We start from the raw sequence: 25654 nt of genomic DNA, 5'->3' as shown, positions 1-25654 counted from the left end.
TCCCCGGGTGGGCGTCACCGCCGCCGGTTGCGGCGCTGCGAGAGGTGCTGCATCTGCTCGATGAACGGGCGCATGAGGTACTTCGCGAGCACCACTCCCGCGGCGAGCAGCACGATCGAGGCCATGGCGTTGAGCATCTCCGTGATCCCGGCGCTGGCGGCGTCGGACTCCACGGTGATGGCGTACATGCCGCGGAACAGCGTGAGGCCCGGGAGCAGGAACGTCATGGCGGGAATGGCCAGCACGGCCTGCGGGATCTTGGCCCGCGCGGCCAGCAGCGCGGCCACGCAGCCGCTGCTCACCGCCCCCATCCCCGTGGCGAGGCGGCTGCCGGCGCCGAGAGCGGTGACCCCGTGGTAGAGCAGCAGCCCCACGAACGCGGCCGCGAGCAGCGCGGGGATGTGGCGCGGCTTGACCTGCATGGTGAGCGAGATCAGGACCGTGGAGACCAGCATGAACGCGATGTTCGTGACCACGCCGGTGGGAGTGAAGCTGGACTGGGACACGTCGATGGGCGGCGCGCCGGCACCGTTGACGGTGACCGTGACACCCAGGGCGATCCCGGCCACGATCCCCAGGAACGCCAGGGCAGTGGAGAGCAGCCGGCCCGCCGCGGTGACGGGGAAGCCGTTGATCGCGTCCTGCATGGTGGAGACCATCCGCGTGGTGGGCAGGAGCATGATGAGCCCGCCCGCGATGACTCTCGGTGGTGACAGCTCCACCCCCACCGCCGAGACCACGATGGCCAGCATGGTGACCACGAAGGCGTTCGCGGCCAGGGAGAAGAACTCCGGGATCCGCCAGGCGGAGAGCTTGGCCGTGACCAGCTGCACCACCGCCGCGGATCCCACCGCCACGAGCGCACCCACCAGCGAGGCCCCCAGGGCGAGGGCGAGCGTGCCCGCGGCCACCACGGTGGCCGCGGAGACCATCCACCGGGGATATGGCTTGGGGCGCGCGTTGATCTCCGCGAGCTCCTTCTCGGCACGCCGCAGCGGCATCTCGCCCTCGATGATGCGGGTCACCAGCTGGTGGGAGTCCGCCAGCCCGGCGTAGTTGTCCGTCCAGGAGCGCACCACCCGCATCACGGTGTGGCTGGAGGTGGTGGAGTCCCCCCAGGGGTCCTCCCCCGTGCGGGGGTTCCTGGCACCGCGGACCTCCCCCGTGGTCCCCGGCGTCCCCGCGAACGCGGGGGCACCCTCCGCCGTGGAGCCCCCGCCCCCGGCCTTCCCGCCTGTGTGCGCGCCCGCGGCCGTGAGACTGCCGGTGGGGGTGGTCTCGGCCACGTAGTTGATGGTCACGGACTGGTTGGTGATGTCCACCTCCAGGTTCTCCACCCCGTACGTGGCGCACACCGCGATGATGGCGTTCTCCACGTCCAGGGCGTCCGCGCCGTAGTGGAACATGGTCTCGGCCAGGCGCAGCGCGAAGTTCAGGGTGCGCCTGGCCTGGCGGTCGGTGCCGTCGCCGAACTTGCGCAGGTGCTGGAAGGGGGTGGCGGTGAGCCGGTCCACCACGCGCATGGGAGCGGTGGGCGCGGCGTCCCCCCGCACCAGAGAGCGCAGCAAGGACCGGGGGGCACGCGCGGGCTCCACGCGGGCCGCAGGATATGCCCCGCGGGGAATGGTCGTGGTGGCCGGTGCCACCTGGTGCGCCACGGTCTCGGGGCGCTCCACGGGAGAGGCCGCGGGGGTGCCACGGCGGGAGGTCACGCCGACCGGCTCGGTGAGCGCGGCGGGCACGCCCGCGCGGTGCCCCTGGCCCGCCCGGTCCGCGGCGATCTGACCGGGGGTCAGCACGGGAAGCGCGGTGACCCGCGGGGTGTCCGCGCCCCGCCCGGTGTGCGGGACGCGGTCCTGCGGCTGCCGGGGAGACCCGGCGGCGTCGTCCAGGGTGGGCGGACGGACGGCCGCGCTGCGCAGCTCGGCCCGCGCGGCCTGCTCCTCAGTGGGTCGCGGCAGGGGGCGCGGACGCCGCCGCGGGGTCGTGGGACGCACGGCGTCCCGCAGGGCCGTGTCCCCGCCGGGCCCGAAGGGCTCGTCCTCGGGCGACGACGCCTCCTGGGCCTCCCCGGACGACGGGTACCCCTGGTGCGTCGGCCGCGTCAACTGTTCACTCACGCTCACGTCGCATGAACCTCCCCTGCCGCCACGGGCACTGCTCGGATCGTCTGTGGTGGCCGCCGCGACGCCCGCCCGTCACCCGGGGGACCCGCGGCGCGGCCGGGTGCCGTTCAGCCGGGATGCACCGGGACGGGGCGGCTCAGTAGAACGGCTGCCCCGTGCGGCGCACCCACAGCTGGCGCTGGACCTTCTCCGCCACATTGGTCCACACAGCGTATTTCGCGCGGCTGAGCGGCTGGTCCCAAACACCTACGTAGTCCACGACAGTCTTGGTGAAGCTCGTCTTGAACAGCCCCAGGCCGTAGTAGTGGTGCTCCTTGTTCTTGAGCTGGTCCGAGGGCGGGGTGCCGCAGAAGTCGTACTGGGTGATCCCGTGGTCCCGCTTCAGGTCCGTGATGGCGCTCCACTGCACCAGGTGGGAGTCCCCGTACTGCTTGCGGCGCGGCTTGGAGCCGCCGTCCTTGTAGGTGCCCTTGGCGCCGTACGCGATCACGTAGGCACCCACCGAGGGTTTGCCGTCCTCGTAGGTGAAGTACAGCCTGCCCTGACCGCGCCGGGCGAAGTTGTTCCAGAACGCCCTGTAGTACTCGTAGGAGCGCAGGTTCACGTGCGCGTGCCCCTGGCCCACCGAGTCCATGAGCGCGTACATGGTCCGCATGTTCTCCTCGGTGAGGGGAACCTGCTCCACCTCGCAGCCCTCCCGGACCGCACGGCGCACGGCGTTGCGCCCGCGGGAGTGCAGGGACTTGAGAAGGGCCTTCTCGTCCATGTCCGTGTCCAGCACCGCGGTGGAGTCATTCGGCTGGATCTCGAAGGACTTCACCAGCCCGCACCGGGCCAGCACACCGGTGGCGTAGTCCGAGGCGAGGATCTCCGGCTCGTACTTGATGGCGAACACGTCCTTCGCGGACTCGGCCACGAAACGCTCGTTCGCGGCCACGATGCCCGGCATGTCCTCCACGGACTCCACGTCCGGGCCCTTGATCATGTACCAGAGCTTTCCCAGGGCCGGAACGGACTTCTCCAGCACCAGGTTGTAGCTGGGCCGCGAGCCGTCCGAGGGCTCGTAGACCACGTGCCGCGGGACCCAGCCGTGGTCCTTCTTGACCTCGGCGAAGGCCTCCGACTGCAGCAGGTTGCCACCCGAGGGATTGGCCGTGACGTGCTCGTCCCACTCGGACAGTTCCTGGGCGGTGGCGAAACGTGCAGTGAATTCTCGCAAGGCTCTCTCAATCCTGTGCCGCGGACGTGCTCTGACGGGGGCGGACCCGGGCGGTGCCGGGACCGCCTCACATGGTATCCCGCCGCCCTCAGGCCAGCCCGGGGTTGCGGCTGCGCTGGGTGTCGTCCGGGTCCACGTTGTGGGACTCCGGAGCCGGGTCCCGCACCGTGTGCTGAGCACCCGCGGTGGTCCCCGGCTCGCCCTCGGGCCGCGCGGCCGTCCCCTGGGACGCCCCCTCCGGACCGCCTGCGGGCACGGGTGCCGCAGCCTGCTCCGAGGAGGCACCCGGTCCCGCGGCCGCGCGGGACCGAGTTCCACCCGCAGGGCGCGCTCCGGTGCCGGACCCTCCGGCGACGGCGCCCACGCCGGCGAGCGCCGGCGTGCGGTCCGCCGCGGGGACCCTCCCGCCCGGGGAGAGCGGACCGCGGTCGTTGAAGACGTACTTGCCGGGATGGCCTGCGGTGAAGCGGTCCGGGTCCGCGTAGTCCCAGTCCTCACCCCAACCGCCCTCGACACCCTCGAACAGCTCTCCCGGGCGCAGCCACTCGTAGAGGGACTCGTAGGAGACGCTCCGGGTGGCCGTGACCTTGCGGCGCAGCATCTCGCGGGTGAGCTCCTCCGGGTGGTCGCAGCCCATGGTGGAGATGATCTGCCCGGCTTCCTCCACGGTGAGACGGTGGTAGCGCTCCACGCGGTCGCCCTTGTCCGCCACGTCCAGGGCCCGGTACAACCGGGGGTTCTGCGTGGTGACGCCCACGGGGCACGTGTTGGTGTGGCAGGCCTGGGCCTGGATGCAGCCCACGGCCATCATCATGGCGCGTGCGCTCAGGCAGAAGTCCGCGCCCTGGATGATGTGGCGGACGATGTCGTGGCCCGAGGTGATCTTCCCCGCGCAGCCGATCTTGATCCGCTCCCGCAGCCCGGAACCCACCAGCGCGTTGTGCACCAGGATGAGTCCCTCCACCAGCGGGGTGCCCACGTGGTCCTGGTACTCCAGGGGAGCCGCCCCCGTGCCGCCCTCCCCACCGTCCACCACGATGAAGTCGGGGGTCACGTCCTCCTCGATCATGGCCTTGCAGATGGCCAGGAACTCCACCCGCGAGCCCACGCACAGCTTGAAGCCGATCGGCTTGCCGTGGGAGAGCTCCCGCAGCCGCGCGATGAACCGCACCAATTCGCGAGGGGTGGTGAACGCCGAGTGACTGGCCGGGGAGATGCAGGTCTGCCCCTCGGGCACCCCGCGGGCGTCGGCGATCTCCGGGGTCACCTTGGCCCCGGGCAGCACCCCGCCCAGACCGGGCTTGGCGCCCTGGGAGAGCTTGACGCTGATGGCCTTGACCTGCGGGAGGTTGGACTTCTCGCGGAAGACCTCGGGGTCGAAGTGCCCGTCCGCGTCCCGGGTCCCGAAGTAGCCGGAGCCGAACTCCCAGACGATGTCAGCGTCGTGCGCCAGGTGGTAGCGGGTGAGTCCGCCCTCCCCCGTCTCCTGCGCGAACCCGCCCTGGGCCGCGCCCTTGTTCATGGCCAGCACGGCGTTCTTGGACAGGGAGCCGAAGCTCATGGAGGAGATGTTCAGCAGGGAGGCGTCGTAGGGCTGGCGGCAGTCCGGCCCGCCCAACCGCACCCTGTGCTCCTCCTTCGGTGCGGGCCGGGGCGCCACGGACTGCACGAAGTACTCGTAGCCCGGTGCGTTGACGTCCAGCTCCGTGCCGAACGCCTTGTCCCCCTTGAAGCCCTTGGCCCGGGAGTAGACCAGGGAGCGCTGGTCCCGGTCGAAGGGCTTGCCGTCCCAGTTGCGCTCGATGAAGTACTGCTGGATCTCGGGACGGATCTTCTCCAGGAGGAAGCGCATGCGCCCCAGCACCGGGAAGTTGCGCAGCACGGAGTGCCTGCGCTGCACCACGTCGTGGACGGCCACGACCAGCAGGAGGAGGAAGAGGGCGGCGGGGATCCACCAGCCCCAGGGACCGAGCACGGCCGCGAGGACCGTGAGGAGCAGGGCCGCCGTGAGGCCCGCCAGGATGAGGATTCGCACCATGGGGACACCGTACCCCGGCACCTCACCGGGGCCCGTTCACGAGAAAGCCCCGTTCACGCGGGCTCCCCGGGCTCAACAAAACCCAGTGCACACCTCCCCCGCACGATGAAACCCCGCTCGTGACGAAACCCCGGGGACCCGTGGCACGGGTCCCCGGGGTTCACCGGTGGCGCGGGGTTCTACTCGGCGTCGAGATCCGTCTCGATGATCCCGGCGAGGTGCTCGAGCGCCTCCTCGGCGCCGTCGCCCTCGGCCGCGAGGACCACCTTGTCCCCGTGGGACGCGCCCAGGGACATCAGCGAGAGCACGGAGGAGGCGTCCATGCCCTCCTCGGCGTCCTCGCCCTCGGCGCGGATGGTGATCTCGAGGTTCTCGTACTCCCCGGCGGCCTCCGCGAAGATCGCGGCGGGACGCGCGTGCAGGCCCACTCGGGAGGCCACGGTGGCGGTGCGTTCTGTCATGTCAGCTCCTTGTCGATGTACTGCTGTGGTCTGTCTCGGGGCTCGTCACAGCCCCAGTTCTGCCAGCACGGGCAGCTGCGCCCGCACCGATTCCTTGGCCTGCTCGGCACTCGTGGCTCCCAGCGCCAGGGCCGCGAGACGGCGCGCCTCGGCGCGGTCCACGGTGGCCAGGACGGTGGCCACGGCCGCAAGCGAGCGCGGGCTCATGGACAGGGTGTCCACGCCCAGCCCCACGAGCACCACGGCGAGCGCAGGATCCGCGGCCGCCTCGCCGCACACTCCCACGTTCTTGTGGGTGCCGGTGGACTCGGTGGCCGACGCCGCCCCGCGGGTCACGCTGTCGATCATCCGCAGCACGGCGGGCTGCCAGGGCGAGTTCAGCTCCGCGAGGGAGCCGAGCATCCGGTCCGCGGCCATCGTGTACTGGGTGAGGTCGTTGGTGCCCAGTGACACGAAGTCCACGCGCTCCAGGATCTGCTCGGCGGTGACCGCGGCGGCCGGGGTCTCGACCATCACGCCGCACACCTCCAGACCCGCGGCGTCCGTGAGCTCCCGGAAGCGCGCGGCCTCGGACACGGTGGCGATCATGGGGGCCATGACCCACACCTGGGCGCCGCTGGCGTCCCGGGCCGCGGCGACGGCCTCGAGCTGGCGGGCGAGCACCCCCGGGGTGGTCCAGTCCGTGCGGTAGCCGCGCACGCCCAGGGCGGGGTTGGGCTCGGTGGTGTCCGTGAGGAACGGCAGGGGCTTGTCGGCGCCGGCGTCGAGCGTGCGCACCACCACCTTCCTGCCCTCGAACGCCTCGAAGACCTCCGCGTAGGCCTCGGTCTGCTCCGCCACGGTGGGCTCGGTGTCCCGGCCCAGGAAGCAGAACTCGGTGCGCAGCAGCCCCACGCCCTGGGCGCCGGCCTCCGCGGCGGCCCGGGCGTCGTCGCCCGTGCCCACGTTGGCCAGCAGGGGGACCTCGGTGCCGTCGGAGAGGACACCGCGCCCGTCGAAGGACGCGAGCCGCTCGGACGTGCGGCGCCATGCCTCCACCGCGGCCTGCTCCGCCTCGCCCGGGGAGGCGACCACGGTGCCGGTCGAGCCGTCCACGAACACCGGCGTCCCGGCCTCGATCTCCAGGACCCCCGCCACGGCGACGGCGGCGGGCAGCCCCAGGTTGCGCGCCAGGATCGCCGTGTGGGACTGCGGCCCGCCGGAGGAGGTCACGAGCGCCTGGACCACCTCGGGGTCCAGAACGGCGGTGTCCGCGGGGGCGAGGTCCTCGGCGGCGAGCACGAAGGGCTCCCGCCGCTGCGGCACGCCCGGGGCGTCCTCGCCGCGCAGCTGCGCCACGATCCGCGCCCGGACGTCCTCGATGTCCGCGGCACGCTCGGCCATGTAGCCGCCCATGGCCCGCATCTGGTCCGCGTACGCCGTGGCGGCCTGCCACAGTGCCCGTTCGGGACTCAGCTGCTGCGAGGTCACGAGCTTGCCCGCGTTCTTCACGAGCGCCCTGTCGCCGGCCATCAGCGCGGTGGCCTTGAGGACCTCCGCGGCGGACTCCGAGCGTGCCCGGGCGGCACGCTCGGTGAGCTCCGCCTTGACGGCGAGCGCGGCGGACTTGAGCCGGTCGGTCGCGGCCTGGGGGTCCTCGGTGAGCTGCTCGCCCTCCGGCGGTTCACTCACGGCCGGGGCCATGTGCACGACCGGGGCGATCACGCGGCCCGGGCTCACGCCCACGCCGTGCAGGACCTGCTGCTGGGAAAGGTTGTCGTCTGTCATGGTCCTCACGCTTCCACGGTCTGCCCGGTCTGGGGAACCCCCGGGACCTCACCCACGTGCTGCTTCACGCGCCCGATGCGCTTGAGCAGGGTCACCGCCACGGCGGTCACCGCGGTGCCCACCAGGATGGAGAGCACGAAGCCGAAGGCTCCGCCGATCACGGGGAGGATCCAGATGCCGCCGTGCGGAGCGGCGGAGGTCACGCCGAAGGCCATGGACATGGCCCCGGTGATGGCACCGCCCAGCATGGTGGCGGGGATCACGCGCAGGGGGTCCGCCGCGGCGAACGGGATGGCACCCTCCGAGATGAAGGAGGCTCCCAGCAGCCACGAGGTCTTGCCGTTCTCCCGCTCTGCGGCGGTGAAGTACTTGCGGCCCAGGACGGTGGAGGCCAGGGCCAGGCCCAGGGGGGCCACCATGCCGGAGGCGATGACCGCGGCCATGATCTCCTGCGGGGCGGTGTTCGTGACGGTTGCCGCGCCCAGGCCGGCCACGGCGAAGGAGTAGGCCACCTTGTTGATGGGACCGCCCAGGTCCGAGCACATCATGAGTCCCAGCACGGCACCCAGAGCCACGGCGGAGGTGCCGGTCATGCCGGAGAGCAGGCCGGTCAGCCAGGTCATGAACACGGCGATCGGTCCGCCGATGAACAGCAGCAGCAGCCCGCCCGCGAACAGGGAGGCCAGCAGGGGGATGATCACCACGGGCATCAGCGAGCCCAGCCACCGGGGCAGCCGGGGCAGGGTCAGCCAGTAGGCGCACAGCCCGGCCAGCAGACCGCCCACGATGCCGCCGATGAACCCGGCGCCCATGAAGTTGGCCACCAGGCCCGCGGCGAAGCCGGGCGCGATGCCGGGCCGGTCCGCGAGTCCGTAGGCGATGTAGCCCGCGAGCGCCGGGACCAGCAGGCTGATCGCCAGGTTGCCGATCTTGAAGAGCACAGCCCCCAGGTACATGTTCAGGGGGACGTCCCCCAGGTTGCCCAGGGTGGAGCTCTGCAGGATGCCGTCGGCCTGCTTCGCCACCAGGACGGGGTCCGCGATGATGAACGCGATGGCCATGAGCAGACCGCCCGCGGCCACGAAGGGGATCATGTAGCTCACGCCGGTCATCACGGCCTTGCGGATCCGCGTGCCCCAGCCCTCACTGCCTGTCAGCGCGGCGGAGGCCTCGGTGCCGTCGCCGGTGACCTTGGGCGCGCGGGGGTCGTCCGCCGCGGCGAGCGCCTCCTCGATCATCTCCCGGGGCTCGTCGATCCCGCGCTTGACCGCGGAGGCGATGTACGGCAGGCCCGCGACGCGCGAGCGCTCGCGCACGTCCACGTCCGTGGCGAAGATGACGGCCTCGGCCCCCGCGATCACCTGCGGGTCCAGCCGCGCGGCGCCGGAGGAGCCCTGCGTCTCGACCTGCAGGTCCACGCCCATCTCCTCGGCCGTGTTGCTCAGCGCATCCGCGGCCATGTAGGTGTGCGCGATCCCCGTGGGGCACGCGGTCACGGCCACGATCCGGCGGGGTCCGCGCGCGGCACCCTGCTCGGACGACGACGCCGCGGCGCCGGTCCCTGCCACGGTCCCGGTTCCCGCTCCGGCCGCCGCTGCCGCGCCCGTTCCGGCTGCGGCGCTGGTTCCGGCGGCACCTACCGCGGTGGCTCCCGCGGCGGTCGCACCACCCGAGCAGGCGGCGCCGCCGTCCTGCGGGGAGGCGGCCCCGGCAGCCGTGGCTGCGCCGGAGGTGCCGGACGCGCCTTCCTGGGCGGCGGCGTCGTCCGGGGCCAGGCCGAGGGCGCGGTCCACGATGCCCACGACCTCCTCGGGGGTCTCGGCGGCGCGCAGGGATGCGACGAACGGCTTCTTCATGAGCGAGCGGGCGAGCTTGGACAGCAGCTTGAGGTGCTCCTGGTCCGCGCCCGCGGGAGCCGCGATGAAGAAGACGATGTCCGCGGGCCCGTCCTTGGCGCCGAAGTCCACGGCGGGCGCGAGCCGCGCCATGACCAGGGTGGCCTGCGTGACGGCCTCGGAGCGGCAGTGCGGGATGCCGATGCCGCCGGGGATCCCGGTGGCGTTCTTGGCCTCGCGGGCGAGCGCGTCCGCGGCCAGCGAGTCCGCGTCCCGCGCGCGACCCTCCCGGTGGACGGTGGCGGCGAGTTCACGGATCACGTTCTCCGTGGACGCTCCCAGGTCCCGGTCCAGCAGGACCAGGCCGGGGTTGATGAGATCCGACATGTCAGGACTCCTTGGTACGGGCCCGTGGGCTCGCAGTGGGTGGATCGAACGGTGGGTGGATCGGGCAGTGGTGGATCGGGCGGGGTCCGCGCTGCGCGGCGGTCGTCCCCCGGGGCTGTCAGGCGGTGGGCCGTTCGAGGGCCGTCACGCGGACGGCCTCGGGGGTGGTGTCCGCCACGGTGGGCATCTGTGTCCCGGGCAGTGCCGCGGCCGCCGAGCCGTGGGCCACGGCTCGGCGCAGGCACTCCTCGGGCGGGGCGCCCTCCTGCGCGGCCACGAGGTAGCCGGTGAGGGCACTGTCGCCGGCGCCCACCGTGGAGCGCACGGTCACGGGCTCGTGCAGGGCGTGCCAGGCACCCTCTGCGGTGACCAGCACGGCACCGTTGCCGCCCAGGGTGCACAGCACAGCGCCCACGCCCCGGTCCACGAGCGCCGCGGCGGCGTGGGCGGCGGCCTGCGGATCGGCCTCGAGGTCGTCGCCGTCTTCACGGCCCAGCAGCTGGGCGAGCTCGTGGCCGTTCGGCTTGATCACGTCCGGGTACACCGCGGCACCGGGCGCGAGGGCCTCCCGCAGCGGGTCACCGGAGGAGTCCAGCGCGAACGACGGCGCCGCGGCGCCCAGCGCGCCGCGCACCCGCGCGGCGAGCACGGCGTAGACGTCCGGCGCCGGGCCCGGGGGCACGGAGCCCGCGAACACGATCCAGGAGGCTCCCGCCCCACGGCTCACGATGCGCTCCACGATCCGCTCCACCGTGTGCTCGTCCAGCACGGGACCGGGCTCGTTGATCTTGGTGGTGGTCCCGTCCGGCTCCGTGATGGTGATGTTGGAGCGGATGGGCGCGCCGATGGACACGTTGTCGTAGCGCACGCCCGCGGCGTCGAGCCCCGCGAACAGGGGGTCCGTGGGATCGCCCGGGGCCACGGCCACGGTGTCCACGCCGCTGGCGCACAGGGCGCGGGAGATGTTCACGCCCTTGCCGCCCGGGTCCTGGCGGGTGCCGGACGCGCGCTGCACGTCACCCCGGGCCAGCGGGCCCGGGAGGTCCACCGTGCGGTCCACGGAGGGGTTGAGGGTCAGGGTGATGATCATGCGAGAACCACTTCCACATCTGCGTCTTCGAGGGCCTGAGCCAGATCCCCCGTGGGAGCCCGGTCGGTGATGAACGTGTCGATCTGTTCCAGGGCGCAGAAACGGGTCAGCGTCTCCTGGTCCTGCTTGCTGGAGTCGCACAGCACCACCACGCGGCGGGCGGCCTGCACGATCGCAGACTTCACCACGGCCTCGATGGGGTCCGGGGTGGAGAGCCCGAAGCGCGCGTGGGCGCCGTTGCAGCCCACGAAGGCGAGATCCGGTCGCAGCTGGTCGTAGTGCTGGGCGGCCCGGGAGCCCGTGGCGGCCCATGTGAGCTTGCGGATCCGGCCCCCGACCAGTTCCAGGCCCACCCCCTGGGCGTCCGCGAGCTTCGCCGCGATGTGCAGGGCGTGGGTGATGACAAGCTGCTCCTGCCCACTCGGCAGGTGGTTGTCGCGGCGCAGCAGGAGCTCCGCGAGCGCCTCCACCGTGGTTCCGGCGTCCAGCACCACGGCACCGGCCCCGGCGTGGCGCAGCAGGTCCAGCGCCCTGTGGGCGATGCGCTGCTTCTCCGCGGCGGCCTGGCGCTGGCGCGAGTCCATGCCCTGCTCGCCGCTCGTGGACTGGTCCACCGAGACGGCACCGCCGTGCACCCGGCGCAGCCGACCCTGGCTCTCCAGGACGGCCAGGTCGCGGCGGACGGTCTCCATGGTCACCTGGAACCGCTGGGCGAGGTCCGCGCCGTTGACACGGCGCTCGCGGGTCACCGTACGAGCGATCTCCTCGTGGCGTTCTGCTGCGAACATCCTCACCTCACGGCCCGGGGCGGCGATGGTGGCGCCCCTGTGGATGTGAGCTTATGTCTGTTCGTGTGGTTTTTCCAGCCCCCATCCCACATCGGCGCCGCCTCCCCGTGATGCGCCACGTATATTGGGCGCGTCACCGGCTCCGCCCCCGCCGTTCTGCGTCAGGATCCATCACCATGCTGCTGCGTCTGCTGCGCACGTCCCTCCGTCCGTACCTGCCCTGGGTGGTGGGCGTCCTCGTCTTCCAGCTGCTCTCCACGATCGCCTCCCTCTACCTGCCAAGCCTCAACGCCCGGATCATCGACAACGGCGTGACCCGCGGGGACACGGACTACATCTGGCGCACGGGAGCCGTGATGCTCACCGTGGCCCTGGGCCAGGTGGTGGCGGCGGTCGCGGCCGTGTGGTGCGGGGCCCGCACCGCCGTCGGACAGGGGCGGGACCTGAGGGCGGACGTCTACCGCAAGGTCGCCACGTTCAGCGCCAGGGAGGTCGGGACCTTCGGCGCCCCCTCCCTGATCACCCGCAACACCAACGACGTCCAGCAGATCCAGATGCTCACCCTCATGGGCCTGAACTTCATGGTGATGGCACCCATCATGTGCATCGGCGGCGTCGTCATGGCCGTGCGGGAGGACCCCGGGCTGTCCTGGCTCGTGTGGGTCTCCATCCCGGTCATGGGCGTGCTGCTGGGATTCGTGGTCTCACGGCTCATGCCGTGGTTCCGCACCATGCAGGAACGCCTGGACACCATCAACGGCGTGCTGCGGGAGCAGATCACCGGCATCCGGGTCATCCGGGCCTTCGTCAAGGAGCCCTTCGAGACGCAGCGCTTCCGGCGCGCCAACCAGGACCTCACGGAGATCTCCCTGCGCATCGGGTCCCTCTTCGTGCTGCTGTTCCCGGTGATCAACATGGTCATGCACCTGGCCACCGCCGCGGTGCTGTGGTTCGGCGGGCACCGGGTGGACCAGGGGCAGATCGAGGTGGGCGCACTGACCGCGTTCCTGCAGTACATGCTGCAGATCCTCATGGCGGTGATGATGGCCACCTTCATGTTCATGATGATCCCCCGGGCCGTGGTGTGCGCCGAGCGCATCACCGAGGTCCTGGACACCGAGCCGAGCATGCACCCCCCTCGGGAGCCCGCACCGACGCCGCGTCCCGAGGGGCGGCTGCGGTTCCGCGACGTCACCTTCCAGTACCCCGGCGCGGAGGACCCCGTGCTGGACGGGATCAGCTTCTCCGCCGAGCCCGGGCGCACGGTGGCGGTGGTGGGCGCCACGGGTTCCGGGAAGAGCACCCTGGTGAGTCTCATCCCCCGCCTGCTGGACCCCGTGAGCGGGGAGGTGCTGCTGGACGGTGTCTCCCTGCGGGACTACGCACCGGAGGACCTCGCCGGGCGGATCGGCCTCGTGCCGCAGCGGCCCTTCCTGTTCGCGGGGACCGTGGCGAGCAACCTGCGCTTCGGCCGCGAGGACGCCACTGACGAGGAGCTGTGGGCGGCCCTGCGTGTTGCCCAGGCCGAGGACTTCGTCCGCGAGATGCCCGAGGGCCTGGACTCCCCCGTGTCGCAGGGCGGCACCAACGTCTCCGGCGGGCAGCGCCAGCGGCTCAGCATCGCACGCGCCCTCGTAGCCCGCCCGGAGGTCTACGTCTTCGACGACTCCTTCTCCGCGCTGGACGTGGCCACGGACGCCCGGCTGCGCGCGGCGCTGGGCCCGGTGACCCGCCACGCCACGGTCGTCACCGTGGCGCAGCGGATCTCCTCCATCGTGGACGCGGACCTGATCCTGGTCCTGGACCACGGACGGATCATCGACCGCGGCACCCACGAGCAGCTCCTCGCCCAGAGCGAGACCTACCGGGAGATCGTCACGTCACAGCTCTCGGCCGAACAGACCACTGGAGGCGACGCGTGAGCGAGACACAGGAACCGGCCCGGAAGCCGCAGCGCTTCTGGCCCTCCACCGTGCGGCTGGTGAAGCTCATGGCCCCGCACCGGGCCGCCCTCACCCTGGTGGTCGCGGCCGTGGTGGCCTCCGTGGCGCTCACCGTGTGGGCGCCGCGCGTGCTGGGGCGCGCCATGGACGTGATCTTCGCGGGCGTCGTCGGAAAATCCCTGCCCGCGGGCACCACGCAGGCCCAGGTGGAGGCCGGCATGCGGGCGCAGGGCCAGGACACCATGGCGGACATGGTCTCCGCCATGCACCTGGTGCCGGGACAGGGCGTGGACTTCTCCCGGCTGGGCACCCTGATCCTCACCGTGCTCGCGCTGTACACCCTGGCCTCGTTCCTCATGTGGCTGCAGGGATACGTGCTCAACCGCGTGGTCATGCGAGTGGTGTACGACCTGCGGGAGGAGGTGGAGCGCAAGCTCAACGCCCTGCCCCTCTCCTACTTCGACACCCGCCGGCGCGGAGACGTGATGTCCCGGGTGACCAACGACGTGGACAACATCCAGACCGCCCTGCAGCAGACCTTCTCCCAGCTGGTGGAGCAGGCCCTCACCGTGGTGGGCATCCTGGTCATGATGTTCGTGGTCTCGTGGCAGATGGCGCTGGTGGCGCTCGTAGCCCTGCCGCTGTCCGCGGTGGCCGCCGGGGTGATCGGCACCCGGTCCCAGAAGATGTTCAAGCAGCAGTGGCAGGCCACCGGTGAGCTCAACGGCCACATCGAGGAGTCCTTCTCCGGCCACGAGCTGGTTCACGCCTACGGCCGCCAGGCGCAGTCCCAGGCCCAGTTCGACGAGCGCAACGAGCAGCTCTACCGAGCGGCCTTCGGCGCCCAGTTCCTGTCCGGGACCATCATGCCCGTGATGCAGTTCGTCTCCTACCTCTCCTACGTGGGGATCGCTGTGATGGGCGGGCTGCGCGTGGCCACGGGCCAGCTGAGCCTCGGGGACGCCACCGCGTTCATCCAGTACTCCAGGGAGTTCACCCAGCCCCTGTCCCAGCTGGCGGGGATGGCCACCCAGCTGCAGTCCGGCGTGGCCTCCGCGGAACGCACGTTCGAGCTGCTGGACGCGACCGAGCAGGAGCCGGAGCTGCCCACCGCACACCTGCCCGAGCGGTTGCGCGGCGAGGTGCGCTTCGAGCACGTGGACTTCTCTTACGACAAGGCGGGCCTGGCGCGCGGCGAGCGCCCCATGATCGAGGACCTCACGTTCCGGGTGGAGCCCGGACGGACCGTGGCGATCGTGGGGCCCACGGGGGCAGGCAAGACCACCCTGGTGAACCTGGTCCTGCGCTTCTACGAGATCGACGCCGGGCGCATCACCCTGGACGGCATCGACATCAGGGACCTCGCGCGCGACGACCTGCGCTCCCAGGTGGGCATGGTGCTGCAGGACGCGTGGCTGTTCCACGGCACCATCAGGGAGAACATCCGCTTCGGTCGCCAGGACGCCACCGACGAGGAGGTGCTCGAGGCGGCCCGCGCCACTTACGTGGACCGCTTCGTGCGGGCCCTGCCGGAGGGCTACGATACGGTCATCTCGGAGGACGGCTCATCGGTCTCCGCCGGGGAGAAGCAGCTGATCACCATTGCCCGGGCCTTCCTGTCCCAGCCCTCGCTGCTCATCCTGGACGAGGCCACCTCCGCCGTGGACACGCGCACAGAACTCCTCGTGCAGAAGGCCATGGCGGCGCTGCGCGAGCAGCGCACGTCCTTCGTGATCGCCCACCGGCTGTCCACCATCCGGGACGCGGACACGATCCTCGTGATGCAGTCCGGGCGGATCGTGGAGCAGGGCTCCCACGCGGAGCTGGTCGAGGCCGACGGCGCGTACGCCGCCCTCTACGAGGCCCAGTTCAACTCCGCCGCACCGGATGGGGGTTCCGCGGACGGGCCCGCCACCTGAGCCGGCGCCCGGGCGCCCCGGGCGCCGTCGCACGCGCCATCCTGGTGGCGGGAACGGCCGAGCGGCTCTACCGTGGTGCTGAAGGTCAACCCCACAGAATGGATGTTCTCGTGACCAACTTCGCCAATGTCGAACGCCGCCACCTCGCCGCCCTGCTGCGCCGCGTGGGCCCTGACGCGCCCACGCTGTGCGAGGGCTGGAACACCCGGGACCTCGCCGTCCACCTGGCCATCAGGGACGCCCGTCCGGACGCCGTCCCCGGAATGTTCGCGCCCAAGCTGCCCCTGCTGGGCGCACACGCGAAGACCGTGGACTCCGAGTACCGGGAGCTGCCCTGGGAGGAGCTGGTGAACCTCGTGGAGCGCCCGCCGCTGCACTCCCCCGGACGCTGGTCCGCGCTGGACAAGCGCATGAACACGGGCGAGTTCTTCGTCCACCACGAGGACGTGCGCCGCGCCCAGCCGCAGTGGCACCCCCGGCAGCTGCTCAACGACGAGCAGAAGGCCCTGTGGGCCATGCTCTCCTTCGGCGGGTCCATGATGCTGCGCAAGGAGGACGAGTCCGTGGTGCTGCTCGCGGCCGGTTTCGGCTCGGTGCGCGGCGGCAAGAAGAACGCACGGAAGGTGAAGATCGTGCGCGGTGAGCCCTCGGAGCTGCTGCTGTGGGCCTTCGGCCGCCGCGAGCAGGCCGCTGTGGAGATCACCCAGGAGTAGTCCTGCTCCGGTGCCGTCGGTACCCGTGGCGGAGGCCCGCACACCCCGGAGTGTGCGGGCCTCTTCCGTGTGCGCGGCTCAGGTGAACGGCCGCGCCGGGCTCACTCCGCCTCGACCTCGCGGGCGCCCAGCTCGTTGTCCAGTCGCAGCAGGCCCGGGCCGTCGTTGTGCACCAGGCGCACCTGGTCGCAGATCTCCTCCACGGTGGCCTCCTCCTCGATCTGCTCCGAGATGAACCAGTGCAGCAGGGGCATGGCGTCGATGTCCCCCTCCTCCTGGGCCAGGCGGTACAGGCCGCGGATGGACTCGGAGACCTTCCGCTCGTGGGCCAGCGCCGCCTCGAAGCAGCCCAGCACAGAGGTGTCCTCGATGCGAGGGCTCGCCATGTCCTCGATCTGGGGCTGACCGCCGCGGTCCACCATGTGGTCGATGAACTTCTCGGCGTGGGTGACCTCCTCCTGTGCCTGGGCACGGAACCACTGCGCGAAACCGGGGAGGCTGGCCACCTCCATCTGGATGGACAGCTGGCGGTACACCACGCTGGCCTGCAGCTCCATGGTGATCTGGTCGTTGACTGCCTGTGCGAATGCGCCTCGAATTTCCATGGCTTCATGGAAGCACTTTTCCCGCGCCGGGGATAGTGAGTTATGCCTGCCTCACCACGGGTCTGCCACGCCCCGGGACGACGCCGCCGGGCCACGTCTGCCCGCCGCGTGCGCCGGGGGCCCCGGCCCAGTACCATGGAGCGGTCCACCCGGTCCCCGCGACCGGGCAGGCCCCCTTAGCTCAGCTGGCCAGAGCATCTGTCTTGTAAACAGAGGGTCGCCGGTTCGAATCCGGCAGGGGGCTCCGAGAGGCCCGCGGACGGCGTCGTCCTGGGGCGGGCGCAGGCAGAAAAGGACCCCCGGTGGGAGATCGTCTCCACCGGGGGTCCCGCCGTGCCGGGGCGCCGAGCCCCTACTTCACTTCTTGGCGGCCTTCTTGGCGTCGATCGCCTTCTTGAGCACGTCCGAGAAGCTGCCCTCGCCGTAGCGCTTGCCGTCCACGTAGATCGTGGGCGTGCCGGCCACGCCGTTGGTCACGGACTCACGGGTGTCCACGTTGACCATGGGGCGGTAGGTGTTCTCGTCCAGGTCGTCGGCGGTGACGGTGGCACCGTGCTTGCCGGCGATCTCCGCGAGCTCCTGGTTGCTCAGTCCGCCGGTGCCCTGGTGGGAGAAGACCTCCTGGGCGTACTCCATGTACTGGTCGCTGCTGACCTGCTCCGCCACGTAGTAGGCGGCGTTCGCGGCGCGGGAGGAGTACTGGTCCGCGGTGGCCCGGTCCAGGAAGTTGAGGTTGCGGTACTCCACCTCCACGTCCCCGGCGTCCACGGCCTTCTTGATGGTGTCCGCGTTCTCCTTCTCGAAGTCGGCGCAGTGCACGCACTCGAAGTCCTGGAAGATCACGAGCTGCACGGGCTTGCCGTTGCTCGCGGCCTTCTTCTCGTCCACGATGCCCAGCGGGGTCTTGGAGGTGTCCGCCTGGTCCGGGGCCTCGGGCAGGGTCGCGAGGTCCCGCTCCTTCACGTCCGAGGTGTTCTGGGCGATCCCGTCCTTCGTCACCGTGATGCCGCCGTACTGGTTGGCGCTCGCGGGGACCGGCCCGGCGTCGGGAATCTTGCCCTTGCTGTTCTGCCAGATCACCAGGCCGATGATCAGCGCGATGACCAGCACCAGCGCGACGATCCCGAGGATCAGTCCGAGCGGCCTGCCGTTGGAGCGGCGGGACTGCTTGTCGGCGATCTGCCGGGCCCGCTCCCTGGCGTCCGTGGCCGAGGATCCTGCGGTCTTCTTCGTGGGAGCCATGGGGGCCAGGTGTCCTTCCGGTGGGGGTGACGGGGCTGTCGTTGCGTGGTGCCCAGGGTACCCGGCCGGGATCACCGTCTCGACTCGCCCGTCTCGGAAATCCCTGACCGCGCAGCCCCCCCCCCTGCCGCACACCGGTGACGCACGACGACGCCGCACGGCCCCCACTCAGCCGCGCCGCACCTCACCTCCGCGCCGCCGCCCGCCGCGGGCCGGGGGCCGGGGGCCGGGGGGGCGGAACCCGGGCGCACATACACTGGTCGGGACACGCCGCCCCCGGGAAGGATGCCAGCATGAGCGCAGAACAGTCTTTGGAAGAGGTCACCGTCCCGCGGGAGGGCTACGACTTCGTGGTGGTCTCCAACCGGCTGCCCGTGGACCGGGACGTGGCCGAGGACGGCAGCAGCACGTGGCGCCGCTCCCCCGGCGGCCTGGTGAGCGCCCTGGCACCCGTCATGGCGCAGCGCGAGGGCGCGTGGGTGGGCTGGCACGGGGCGCCGGACGAGACCCTGGAGCCCTTCGACCACGACGTCTTCCACCTGGTCCCGGTGGCGCTCTCGGAGCTGGAGGTGCAGCGCTACTACGAGGGGTTCTCGAACGCCACCCTGTGGCCGCTCTACCACGACGTGATCGCACCCCCCGAGTTCCACCGCACCTGGTGGTACGCCTACCGGCGGGTGAACGAGCGCTTCGCCCGCATGGCGGCGGAGACCGCCTCGCGGGGCGCCACCGTGTGGGTGCAGGACTACCAGCTGCAGCTCGTGCCCCGGATGCTGCGCCGGCTGCGCCCGGACGTGACGATCGGCTTCTTCAACCACATCCCGTTCCCTCCCACCGAGATCTTCTCCCAGCTGCCGTGGCGCCGCGCCGTGCTGGAGGGCCTCACGGGTGCGGACCTGATCGGCTTCCAGCGGCCCGGGGACGCCCAGAACTTCCAGCGCTGCGTGCGCAGGTACCTGGGGGTGCAGTTCACCAAGGGCAGCGCACGCTTCAGCGAGAGCACCGCGGACGGCTCGGAGACCTCGTGGACGGTGAACGCGGCGTCGTACCCCATCTCCATCGACGTGGACTCCATCAAGGAGCTCGCCGAGAACCCGGACGTCCAGGCCCGGGCCCGGGAGATCCGGGAGGAGCTGGGGAACCCGCGAACCGTGTTCCTGGGCGTGGACCGCCTGGACTACACGAAGGGCATCCGGCACCGCATCAAGGCGTACGGCGAGCTGCTGCACGACGGGGAGCTCTCCGTGGAGGACTCCGTGCTGATCCAGGTGGCCAGCCCCTCCCGCGAGCGCGTGGACTCCTACCGCCAGCTGCGCGAGCTCGTGGAGGGGATGGTGGGCCGGATCAACGGCCAGTACGACACCATCTCCCACACGGCCATCCGCTACCTCCACCACGGCTACCCGTTCGAGGAGATGGTCGCGCTGTACCTGGCCGCGGACGTCATGCTCGTCACGGCGCTGCGGGACGGGATGAACCTGGTGGCCAAGGAGTACGTGGCGGCCCGCCAGGACGGCTCCGGGGTGCTGGTGCTCTCCGAGTTCACAGGAGCCGCGGAGCAGCTCAAGCAGGCCGTGCTGGTGAACCCGCACGACATCGACGGTCTCAAGGAGGCCATGCTGCGGGCCCGTGACATGCCCGCCCCGGAGGTCCGCAAGCGCATGACCTCCATGCGCCGCCAGGTCCTCACCCACGACGTGGTGGACTGGTCCCACCGCTTCCTGGAGGACCTGGCATCCCACTCCCGGCCCGCGGACACGGACGACGCCGCCGCGGCGGCTTCCGGCCCGGGTTCCGGTTCCGCGTCGACCACCGAGCCCGGCCGGGACTCCGACGCCCCGGACGCGGGCACCCGGGAGGACCACGATGACTGAGCGCACGAGTCACGGGGCCGGCGCGGCGGGCGGAGCATCCGCGCCCGGAACCACCGGCAGGACCCCCACGGCCCCGCGCCCCTCCGGGGCCTCAGCGGACCGTCCCGGCGACCTGACCGAGGCCCTGGCCGCAGCGGCGGCAGCCTCCACGCTGCTCGTGGCACTGGACTTCGACGGCACCCTTGCGCCCTTCACCGAGGACCCCGCGGACTCCCGTCCCCTGCCCGAGGCGCAGGAGGCGCTGGACGTCCTGGCGCAGCTGCCGCGCACCACGGTGGCCGTGGTCTCGGGGCGCCCGCTCGAGTTCCTGCGCACGGTGGTGGACCCCCGCCGCCGCATGGTGCTCTCCGGCTCCCACGGCGCCGAGGTAGACCTCACGGCGGCCGGCGGGGCGGGCGGCGTCGACATCTCCCTGAGCGGGCCGCAGCTGGATCTGCTGGAGCGTGCCGTCGCGGCCACCGAGGCCGTGGCCCGGCGGTACCCGGGGTCCCTCACGGAGCGCAAGCCCGCAGGGGTGGCGCTGCACACCCGCCCCGTCGAGGACCCAGAGCTCGCGGAGCTCGCGCTCGCCGAGGTGGCCGCCGCGTACTCCGCCCTCCCCGGACTGCGCGTGACCCCCGGCCAGCAGGTGGTCGAGAGCTCGGTGCTCAGCGCCACCAAGGGGGACGGTCTCGCCGTCATCCGCGGCGCGGTGCACCCGGACGTCACGGTGTTCGCCGGGGACGACGTCACGGACGAGGACGCCCTCGCGGTCCTCGGCCCCCGGGACGTGGGCATCAAGGTGGGAGACAAGGAGACCGTGGCTCCGTGGCGCGTGGCGGATCCCGCCGCGTTCACCGCCACGCTCGCCACCCTCGCCAGGTTGCGCGCCCGCACCGTGCAACCTGGAACGGTTGGTGGGCCTGGCACCGCAGCGCCGATCGCAGCCGGTCCCGCGGGAGACACCGACTGAGATGGCCACTCCCCCGAATCCCGACGCCGCGGCGTCGCACCCCCCGCACACCGCCCGCCGCGTGTCCATCAATACCGCGTTCCCGGATCCCGGCCTGCTGGAGCTGCCGTGGGACCTGCCTCTCGAGGACTGGCCGCCCGAGGTGCTCGCGGCGTACCCCCGTGGGATCTCCCGGCACGTGGTGCGCTTCGCCCGCGTGGGCGAGCGTGTCGTGGCCGTGAAGGAGACCACCGCGCACTACGCGCGCCGCGAGTACGGCCTGCTGCGCACCCTGCAGCGCATGGGCACTCCGTCCGTGGTGCCGGACTCCGTGGTCACGGACCGCTACTCCCCCGACGGCCAGGAGCTGCCCGCCGCGCTGGTGACCGACCACCTCAGCTTCTCCCTGCCCTACCGGGCGATCTTCGAGCAGGTGCCCTCCCCGGACACCATCGAACGGCTCGTGGACGCTCTGGCCCTGCTGATCGTCCAGCTGCACCTCTCCGGCTTCTACTGGGGGGACGTGTCCCTGTCCAACACGCTGTTCCGCCGGGACGCGGGCTCGTTCGCCGCCTACCTCGTGGACGCCGAGACCGGTGAGCTGCACCCCAGGCTCTCCCGGGGGCAGCGCGAGTACGACATCGACCTCGCCCGCACCAACGTGGCCGGCGAGGTCATGGACCTGCTGGCCGGGGAGCACATGCAACGGCGTCTTGCGGAGGCGGGTGTGGCCCCGGAGTCCGTGGACCCCTTTGTGATCTCGGAACGGCTCGGGGAGACCTACAACGGGCTGTGGGAGCAGCTGACCGCCACCGAGATCTTCACCGTGGACGAGCGCTGGCGGGTCCAGGAACGGGTCCAGCGGCTCAACGAGCTCGGCTTCGACGTGGAGGAGGCCTCCCTGGACTCCGACGACGCCGGTCGCGTCCACCTGCGCCCCCGCGTGGTGGAACCGGGTCACCACAGCCGCAGGCTGCTGCACCTGACGGGGCTGAACACCCAGGAGAACCAGGCGCGCCGGATCCTTACGGACATCGACCAGTTCGGGCGCGCCCTCTACCCCGGGCTGCCCGAGGACCTCACCGCCCAGCTGTGGATGCGTGAGATCTTTGTGCCCATCATGTCCGCGATCCCTGCCGACCTGCGGCGCAAGCGCGAACCAGCCCAGATCGTCCACGAGGTGCTGGAGCACCGCTGGTTCATGTCGGAGGACGCCCGCAAGGACATTCCCACGGAGACCGCGGCGGAGGACTACGTGAGGTCCTACCTGGCGCAGCGGCCGGACGAACGGGACGTGTTCTAGGCGGTTGCGGGGCGGTCGGCGGACCCCTCGGAGACTTCCGTGGCTCCGGGCACCGCGGCGATCTGGTCCACGAGGGTGCGGTGAACACGCTCGGCCCACCCCTCGTCCAGGGACCCGTAGCGGGCCACGTGGGCGTAGGCAGCTCCCAGGATGAAGTCCACCACCGTGTCCAGGTCTGCGGAGGGGCGGATCGCGCCCATCTGCTGCTCACGCACCAGCACCGCGCGAAGTGCCTCCGTGCGCGGGCGCACCACCGAGGAGCGCAGCACGCGGGAGGTGGCGGAGTCGGGTTCCTGCAGCAGGGTGATGGCCACTCCCACCCCCATGTCCTGCAGCAGCAGCTCCACGGCCGCCGTGACCGCCTGCTCCCACGTGGCGTCCCGGGGCAACGTCTCGGTCCCGTCGCCCACGTGCTCCAGGGCGGCCTCGAGCAGCTGGGCGCTGTTGTCGTAGCGCCTGTAGATGGACGTCTTCGCCACACCGGTCAGGGCTGAGACCGCTTCGATGGTGACCCGTTGCGGTCCGCCCTCACGCAGCAGCCGCAGGGTTCCCGCCACGATCTTGCGGTCGGTGCGTGCCGTGCGGGGGTCCACGGCTGCCCTCTCCATGGACTTCTCCACGACCTGCTCCGCAGGCTTCTCCACGCCCATGCCTCAGTTCCTTCCGCTGCTCGTCACGCGGCGCCCGGGGCCCATGCTCTGATCCTCCGGTTCCCGGAGGCGCCCGGGTACCGGACGGGGCGGGCGGGGCCGGGCACGGGACGCCGCGATGGCCCAGCGCCTGGGCCCCTGCCGCCGCGCACCAGGGGCCTGTGCTACGCGGACCGTAGTGTATCTTAGAGTCATGCTTACCGCTCTCGTGACCGGTGGGACGTCAGGCATCGGTGCCGCGTTCGCACGATCCCTCGCCCGCAGGGGCTTCGACCTCGTCCTGGTGGCGCGGGACCAGACGCGTCTCACCCGGACCGCGGAGGAACTCACCGCAGAGCACGGCGTGCACGTGGAGACCCTCACCGCGGACCTGTCCGTGCGGGAGGACCTGTACCGCGTCGCGAAGCGGATCGAGGATCCCGAGCACCCCGTGGACATGGTCGTGAACAACGCGGGCTTCTCCGTCAAGACTCCCTACACCGCCGAGGACTTCAGCCAGCACGAGAAGGGCTTCGACGTGATGGGCGCGGCCGTCACCCGCCTTTCCGGGGCCGCCGCACGCGCCATGGTCAAGCGCGGCACAGGATGGATCGTCAACGTCTCCTCCGTCTCCGGGTACGTGACCATGGGCGAGTACTCGGCGCTGAAGGCGTACACCACGAGCATGACGGAGTCCCTCGCCGTGGAGCTGCACGGCACCGGCGTGCACGTGACTGCCCTGGTGCCCGGCTGGGTGCGAACCGAGTTCCACAGCCGCGCGGGCATCTCCGGCTCCTCGATCCCGGACTTCATGTGGCTGGACGCGGACCGGCTCGTGGAGGAAGCTCTCGCGGACGTGGCCCGTGGCAAGGTGCTCTCCGTGCCCACCCTGCGCTACAAGGTGATGGCCACGGCTGTCCGCCACCTCCCCCGTCCCGCCGTGCACTGGATCTCCCGCCAGATCTCGGGCATCCGACGCCGCGAGATCCAGGCCTGAGCCCGTGGCACCCTCACAGGACCCCACGCCGAACCGATCAGCGGAGCCGAGCGGACGACGTCGCCCCCACGCGCCCGCCCAACCGCACCCCCGCGTGCTTGACTCGCTGGAGGGATCCGCGGGGCAGCAGGAACCAACCCCTTCCGCGCCCCCGGCAGCCTCCGCAGACCTCACCGCCGCCCACTACACGCAGCCCGTGCGTCGGCTCCTCCGCAGGATCGTGCAGGGGGTCTTCTTCCGGGGTCTGGTCAACCGCACCATCACCCGCACGAACGTGGTGGACCCTGCCGCGTACGGGGTCAAGGGCACGTGCGTGGTCGTAGCCAACCACTCGAGCCACCTGGACGCACCCCTCGTGATGAGTGGCGTCCCCCGCTACATCTCCCGGGACCTCGCCACGGGAGTGGCCGCGGACTACTTCTTCACCAAGTGGTACAAGAAGGTCTTCACGCAGCTCGTGTTCAACGCCTTCCCCGTGGACCGGCGGGGCGGTGGCGCCAACCGTGGGCTCTCCAAGAAGCTGCTGGCCGCCGGCGTACCGCTGCTCATCTTCCCCGAAGGAACCCGTTCCAAGACCGGGAAGATGGCGCCGTTCCAGGTGGGCGCCGCCTCGCTGGCACTGTCCACCCAAGTGCCTGTGGTGCCGGTCGCCCTCATCGGGGCCCACGAGGCCATGCCGCGCGGCGCCAGCTGGCCCCGCCGCGGCCGCCCACCCGTGGTGGTCGCCGTGGGCGCTCCTCTGCGGGCACGCAGCAACGAGAAGGCCGCCGCTTTCAACGAGCGCATCGAAGCCGCCGTGCGCGCCCTCTACGCGGCCAACCGGTACCGCATCCAGGACTGAGCACCTTAGTCCGCGCCGCTCCCCTCAACCGCGGTCCCGCTTCCGTGCGCGTTCCGCCGCGTGCGCGCGAGCGGTGTCCGCGTACCAGTCCAGAACCTCGGCGTCCTCGGCCGTCGCACGGTTCAGCGTGGCGGGGTCCGCACCCTGGAAGAGCTTCTTGAAGGGCATCTCCATGAGCTTGCTCGTGCGGGTTCGGGGGACGGCAGGCGCCTCGATGATCTCGTCCGGGACGTAGCGCGGGGACACCTGATCCCGGATGGCCCCGACGATGCGGCGGGGAAGATCCTCCGATGGTGGAGTCCGGACGGCCGTCCACGATGAACGGGCCCTCGTGCAGCTGTGTGACCCAGTCACCCTGCCGTCGCACGCCGGGGAACATGTCGAAGGCGGAAAGGTCCATCGTCCCGTTCGGGCTGACACCGGCCCGCTGGGCCATCGCCAGGACACCGGCACCCGCGCCGAGGAAGATCGCGCGGTGGCGAGCGACAAGCTCGAAGGACTTGTCCGGGCCACCGTGCGTGGAGACACTGTCGTAGATGATGATGCGCGCACCGGTGAGCAGTATGCCCACCGGCATGTTCCACACCATCCAGGTGGTTGCCACTGCGTAGTACGCCACGTCCTGCGGCCCGAGTCAGGCGTGCAGCCCCAAAGCCTTGAAGAACTCGAGGGTGATTCTCTTGGGATTTGCTACCCGGCCGTGCGGGTGACCGGTGCCTATGAAGGGTCTTCTGGCGGGGAAGAACTAGGCCAGCGGGGGGGGGCTCGACCGGCGGGAGGCTGTCAGACCGGTGCGTGGTCCCGCACCCCCACCCGCGGTCCTGCACCCGGGCCCCGGCCTGGCCTGCCACCACACCTGGCACACCCCGGGCCGGGTCGGGCCCGGGTGTGGCACCCTGCTGTGGCCTGTTAAATGCGGGGAGGCCCCACACCATTCCTGGTGTGG

20 protein-coding genes and 1 tRNA gene are annotated in these 25654 nt (G+C 71.4%); 9 read left to right on the top strand and 12 right to left on the bottom strand.

All coding sequences use genetic code 11. The features are described from left to right. Positions 1-14: 14 nt before the first annotated feature. From Q4A22_RS07115 to Q4A22_RS07080, 8 genes are all read right to left on the bottom strand, one after another. Positions 15-2126, bottom strand: a complete 2112-nt coding sequence (locus tag Q4A22_RS07115) for a threonine/serine exporter ThrE family protein (protein ID WP_303178101.1) — start codon at positions 2124-2126, stop codon at positions 15-17. 136 nt (positions 2127-2262) lie between these two features. After that, positions 2263-3345: a peptidoglycan bridge formation glycyltransferase FemA/FemB family protein gene (locus Q4A22_RS07110; RefSeq protein ID WP_303178100.1), complete on the bottom strand. Its 1083-nt coding sequence runs from the start codon at positions 3343-3345 to the stop codon at positions 2263-2265. 88 nt (positions 3346-3433) lie between these two features. Next, complete coding sequence (locus Q4A22_RS07105; RefSeq protein WP_303178098.1) at positions 3434-5383, bottom strand: FMN-binding glutamate synthase family protein; 1950 nt, start codon at positions 5381-5383, stop codon at positions 3434-3436. Positions 5384-5562: 179 nt separating this feature from the next. Then, positions 5563-5844 carry an HPr family phosphocarrier protein gene (locus Q4A22_RS07100; protein WP_303178097.1) on the bottom strand — a complete coding sequence of 94 codons (282 nt, stop codon included), beginning with the start codon at positions 5842-5844 and terminating at the stop codon, positions 5563-5565. Between the two features lie 45 nt (positions 5845-5889). Next, positions 5890-7611, bottom strand: coding sequence for a phosphoenolpyruvate--protein phosphotransferase (gene ptsP / locus Q4A22_RS07095; protein ID WP_303178096.1), 1722 nt, complete (start codon positions 7609-7611; stop codon positions 5890-5892). A gap of 5 nt (positions 7612-7616) precedes the next feature. Then, a complete protein-coding gene (locus tag Q4A22_RS07090; RefSeq protein WP_303178095.1) occupies positions 7617-9833 on the bottom strand; it encodes a fructose-specific PTS transporter subunit EIIC in 2217 nt (738 codons plus the stop codon). Between the two features lie 118 nt (positions 9834-9951). Beyond that, positions 9952-10923 carry a 1-phosphofructokinase family hexose kinase gene (locus Q4A22_RS07085; RefSeq protein ID WP_303178093.1) on the bottom strand — a complete coding sequence of 324 codons (972 nt, stop codon included), beginning with the start codon at positions 10921-10923 and terminating at the stop codon, positions 9952-9954. Beyond that, the gene (locus tag Q4A22_RS07080; protein ID WP_303178092.1) at positions 10920-11711 is read right to left on the bottom strand and encodes a DeoR/GlpR family DNA-binding transcription regulator; all 792 of its coding nucleotides are present in this window, start codon (positions 11709-11711) and stop codon (positions 10920-10922) included. Before Q4A22_RS07080 ends, Q4A22_RS07085 begins: the two co-directional genes overlap by 4 nt. A 176-nt stretch (positions 11712-11887) precedes the next feature. Between Q4A22_RS07080 and Q4A22_RS07075 the strand changes: the two genes are divergently transcribed. The 3 genes from Q4A22_RS07075 (at position 11888) to Q4A22_RS07065 (ending at position 16286) form a co-directional block, all read left to right on the top strand. Further along, on the top strand, positions 11888-13633 hold the full coding sequence (locus Q4A22_RS07075) for an ABC transporter ATP-binding protein (RefSeq protein ID WP_303178091.1): 1746 nt from the start codon (positions 11888-11890) through the stop codon (positions 13631-13633). Beyond that, positions 13630-15573 carry an ABC transporter ATP-binding protein gene (locus tag Q4A22_RS07070; protein ID WP_303178089.1) on the top strand — a complete coding sequence of 648 codons (1944 nt, stop codon included), beginning with the start codon at positions 13630-13632 and terminating at the stop codon, positions 15571-15573. Before Q4A22_RS07075 ends, Q4A22_RS07070 begins: the two co-directional genes overlap by 4 nt. Positions 15574-15683: 110 nt before the next feature. Continuing rightward, positions 15684-16286 carry a TIGR03085 family metal-binding protein gene (locus tag Q4A22_RS07065; protein ID WP_303178087.1) on the top strand — a complete coding sequence of 201 codons (603 nt, stop codon included), beginning with the start codon at positions 15684-15686 and terminating at the stop codon, positions 16284-16286. A 101-nt stretch (positions 16287-16387) separates the two neighbouring features. Here Q4A22_RS07065 and Q4A22_RS07060 read toward each other — a convergent pair whose 3' ends face one another. Then, complete coding sequence (locus Q4A22_RS07060) at positions 16388-16891, bottom strand: ferritin (RefSeq protein ID WP_303178085.1); 504 nt, start codon at positions 16889-16891, stop codon at positions 16388-16390. A 170-nt stretch (positions 16892-17061) separates the two neighbouring features. Between Q4A22_RS07060 and Q4A22_RS07055 the strand changes: the two genes are divergently transcribed. Further along, positions 17062-17135 (top strand) — tRNA-Thr (locus tag Q4A22_RS07055). 113 nt (positions 17136-17248) lie between these two features. On the opposite strand, the gene Q4A22_RS07050 is transcribed toward Q4A22_RS07055, so the two are convergent. After that, complete coding sequence (locus Q4A22_RS07050) at positions 17249-18133, bottom strand: thioredoxin domain-containing protein (RefSeq protein WP_303178083.1); 885 nt, start codon at positions 18131-18133, stop codon at positions 17249-17251. A 293-nt stretch (positions 18134-18426) separates the two neighbouring features. Here Q4A22_RS07050 and Q4A22_RS07045 point away from each other — a divergent pair, with 293 nt between their 5' ends. From Q4A22_RS07045 to Q4A22_RS07035, 3 genes are read left to right on the top strand one after another with little or no spacing between them, the layout of a single operon-like run. After that, on the top strand, positions 18427-20007 hold the full coding sequence (locus Q4A22_RS07045) for a trehalose-6-phosphate synthase (RefSeq protein WP_303178081.1): 1581 nt from the start codon (positions 18427-18429) through the stop codon (positions 20005-20007). After that, on the top strand, positions 20000-20959 hold the full coding sequence (gene otsB, locus Q4A22_RS07040) for a trehalose-phosphatase (RefSeq protein WP_303178079.1): 960 nt from the start codon (positions 20000-20002) through the stop codon (positions 20957-20959). Before Q4A22_RS07045 ends, otsB begins: the two co-directional genes overlap by 8 nt. 1 nt (position 20960) lies before the next feature. Next, positions 20961-22241: a DUF4032 domain-containing protein gene (locus Q4A22_RS07035; RefSeq protein WP_303178077.1), complete on the top strand. Its 1281-nt coding sequence runs from the start codon at positions 20961-20963 to the stop codon at positions 22239-22241. Here Q4A22_RS07035 and Q4A22_RS07030 read toward each other — a convergent pair. Next, positions 22238-22891: a TetR/AcrR family transcriptional regulator gene (locus Q4A22_RS07030; RefSeq protein ID WP_303178076.1), complete on the bottom strand. Its 654-nt coding sequence runs from the start codon at positions 22889-22891 to the stop codon at positions 22238-22240. The genes Q4A22_RS07035 and Q4A22_RS07030 overlap by 4 nt on opposite strands. Before the next feature lie 193 nt (positions 22892-23084). Here Q4A22_RS07030 and Q4A22_RS07025 point away from each other — a divergent pair, with 193 nt between their 5' ends. Both Q4A22_RS07025 and Q4A22_RS07020 read left to right on the top strand, forming a co-directional pair. Next, on the top strand, positions 23085-23867 hold the full coding sequence (locus tag Q4A22_RS07025) for an SDR family oxidoreductase (protein ID WP_303178075.1): 783 nt from the start codon (positions 23085-23087) through the stop codon (positions 23865-23867). A gap of 94 nt (positions 23868-23961) precedes the next feature. Further along, positions 23962-24708, top strand: a complete 747-nt coding sequence (locus Q4A22_RS07020; protein ID WP_303178074.1) for a 1-acyl-sn-glycerol-3-phosphate acyltransferase — start codon at positions 23962-23964, stop codon at positions 24706-24708. Positions 24709-24732: 24 nt separating this feature from the next. On the opposite strand, the gene Q4A22_RS07015 is transcribed toward Q4A22_RS07020, so the two are convergent. Beyond that, complete coding sequence (locus Q4A22_RS07015) at positions 24733-24954, bottom strand: hypothetical protein (protein WP_303178073.1); 222 nt, start codon at positions 24952-24954, stop codon at positions 24733-24735. Positions 24955-25654: the final 700 nt, after the last annotated feature.

The sequence above is a fragment of the Kocuria sp. genome, from assembly GCF_030530945.1.
GTDB lineage: Bacteria > Actinomycetota > Actinomycetes > Actinomycetales > Micrococcaceae > Kocuria.
This window is presented reverse-complemented; position numbering and strand designations above follow the sequence as displayed.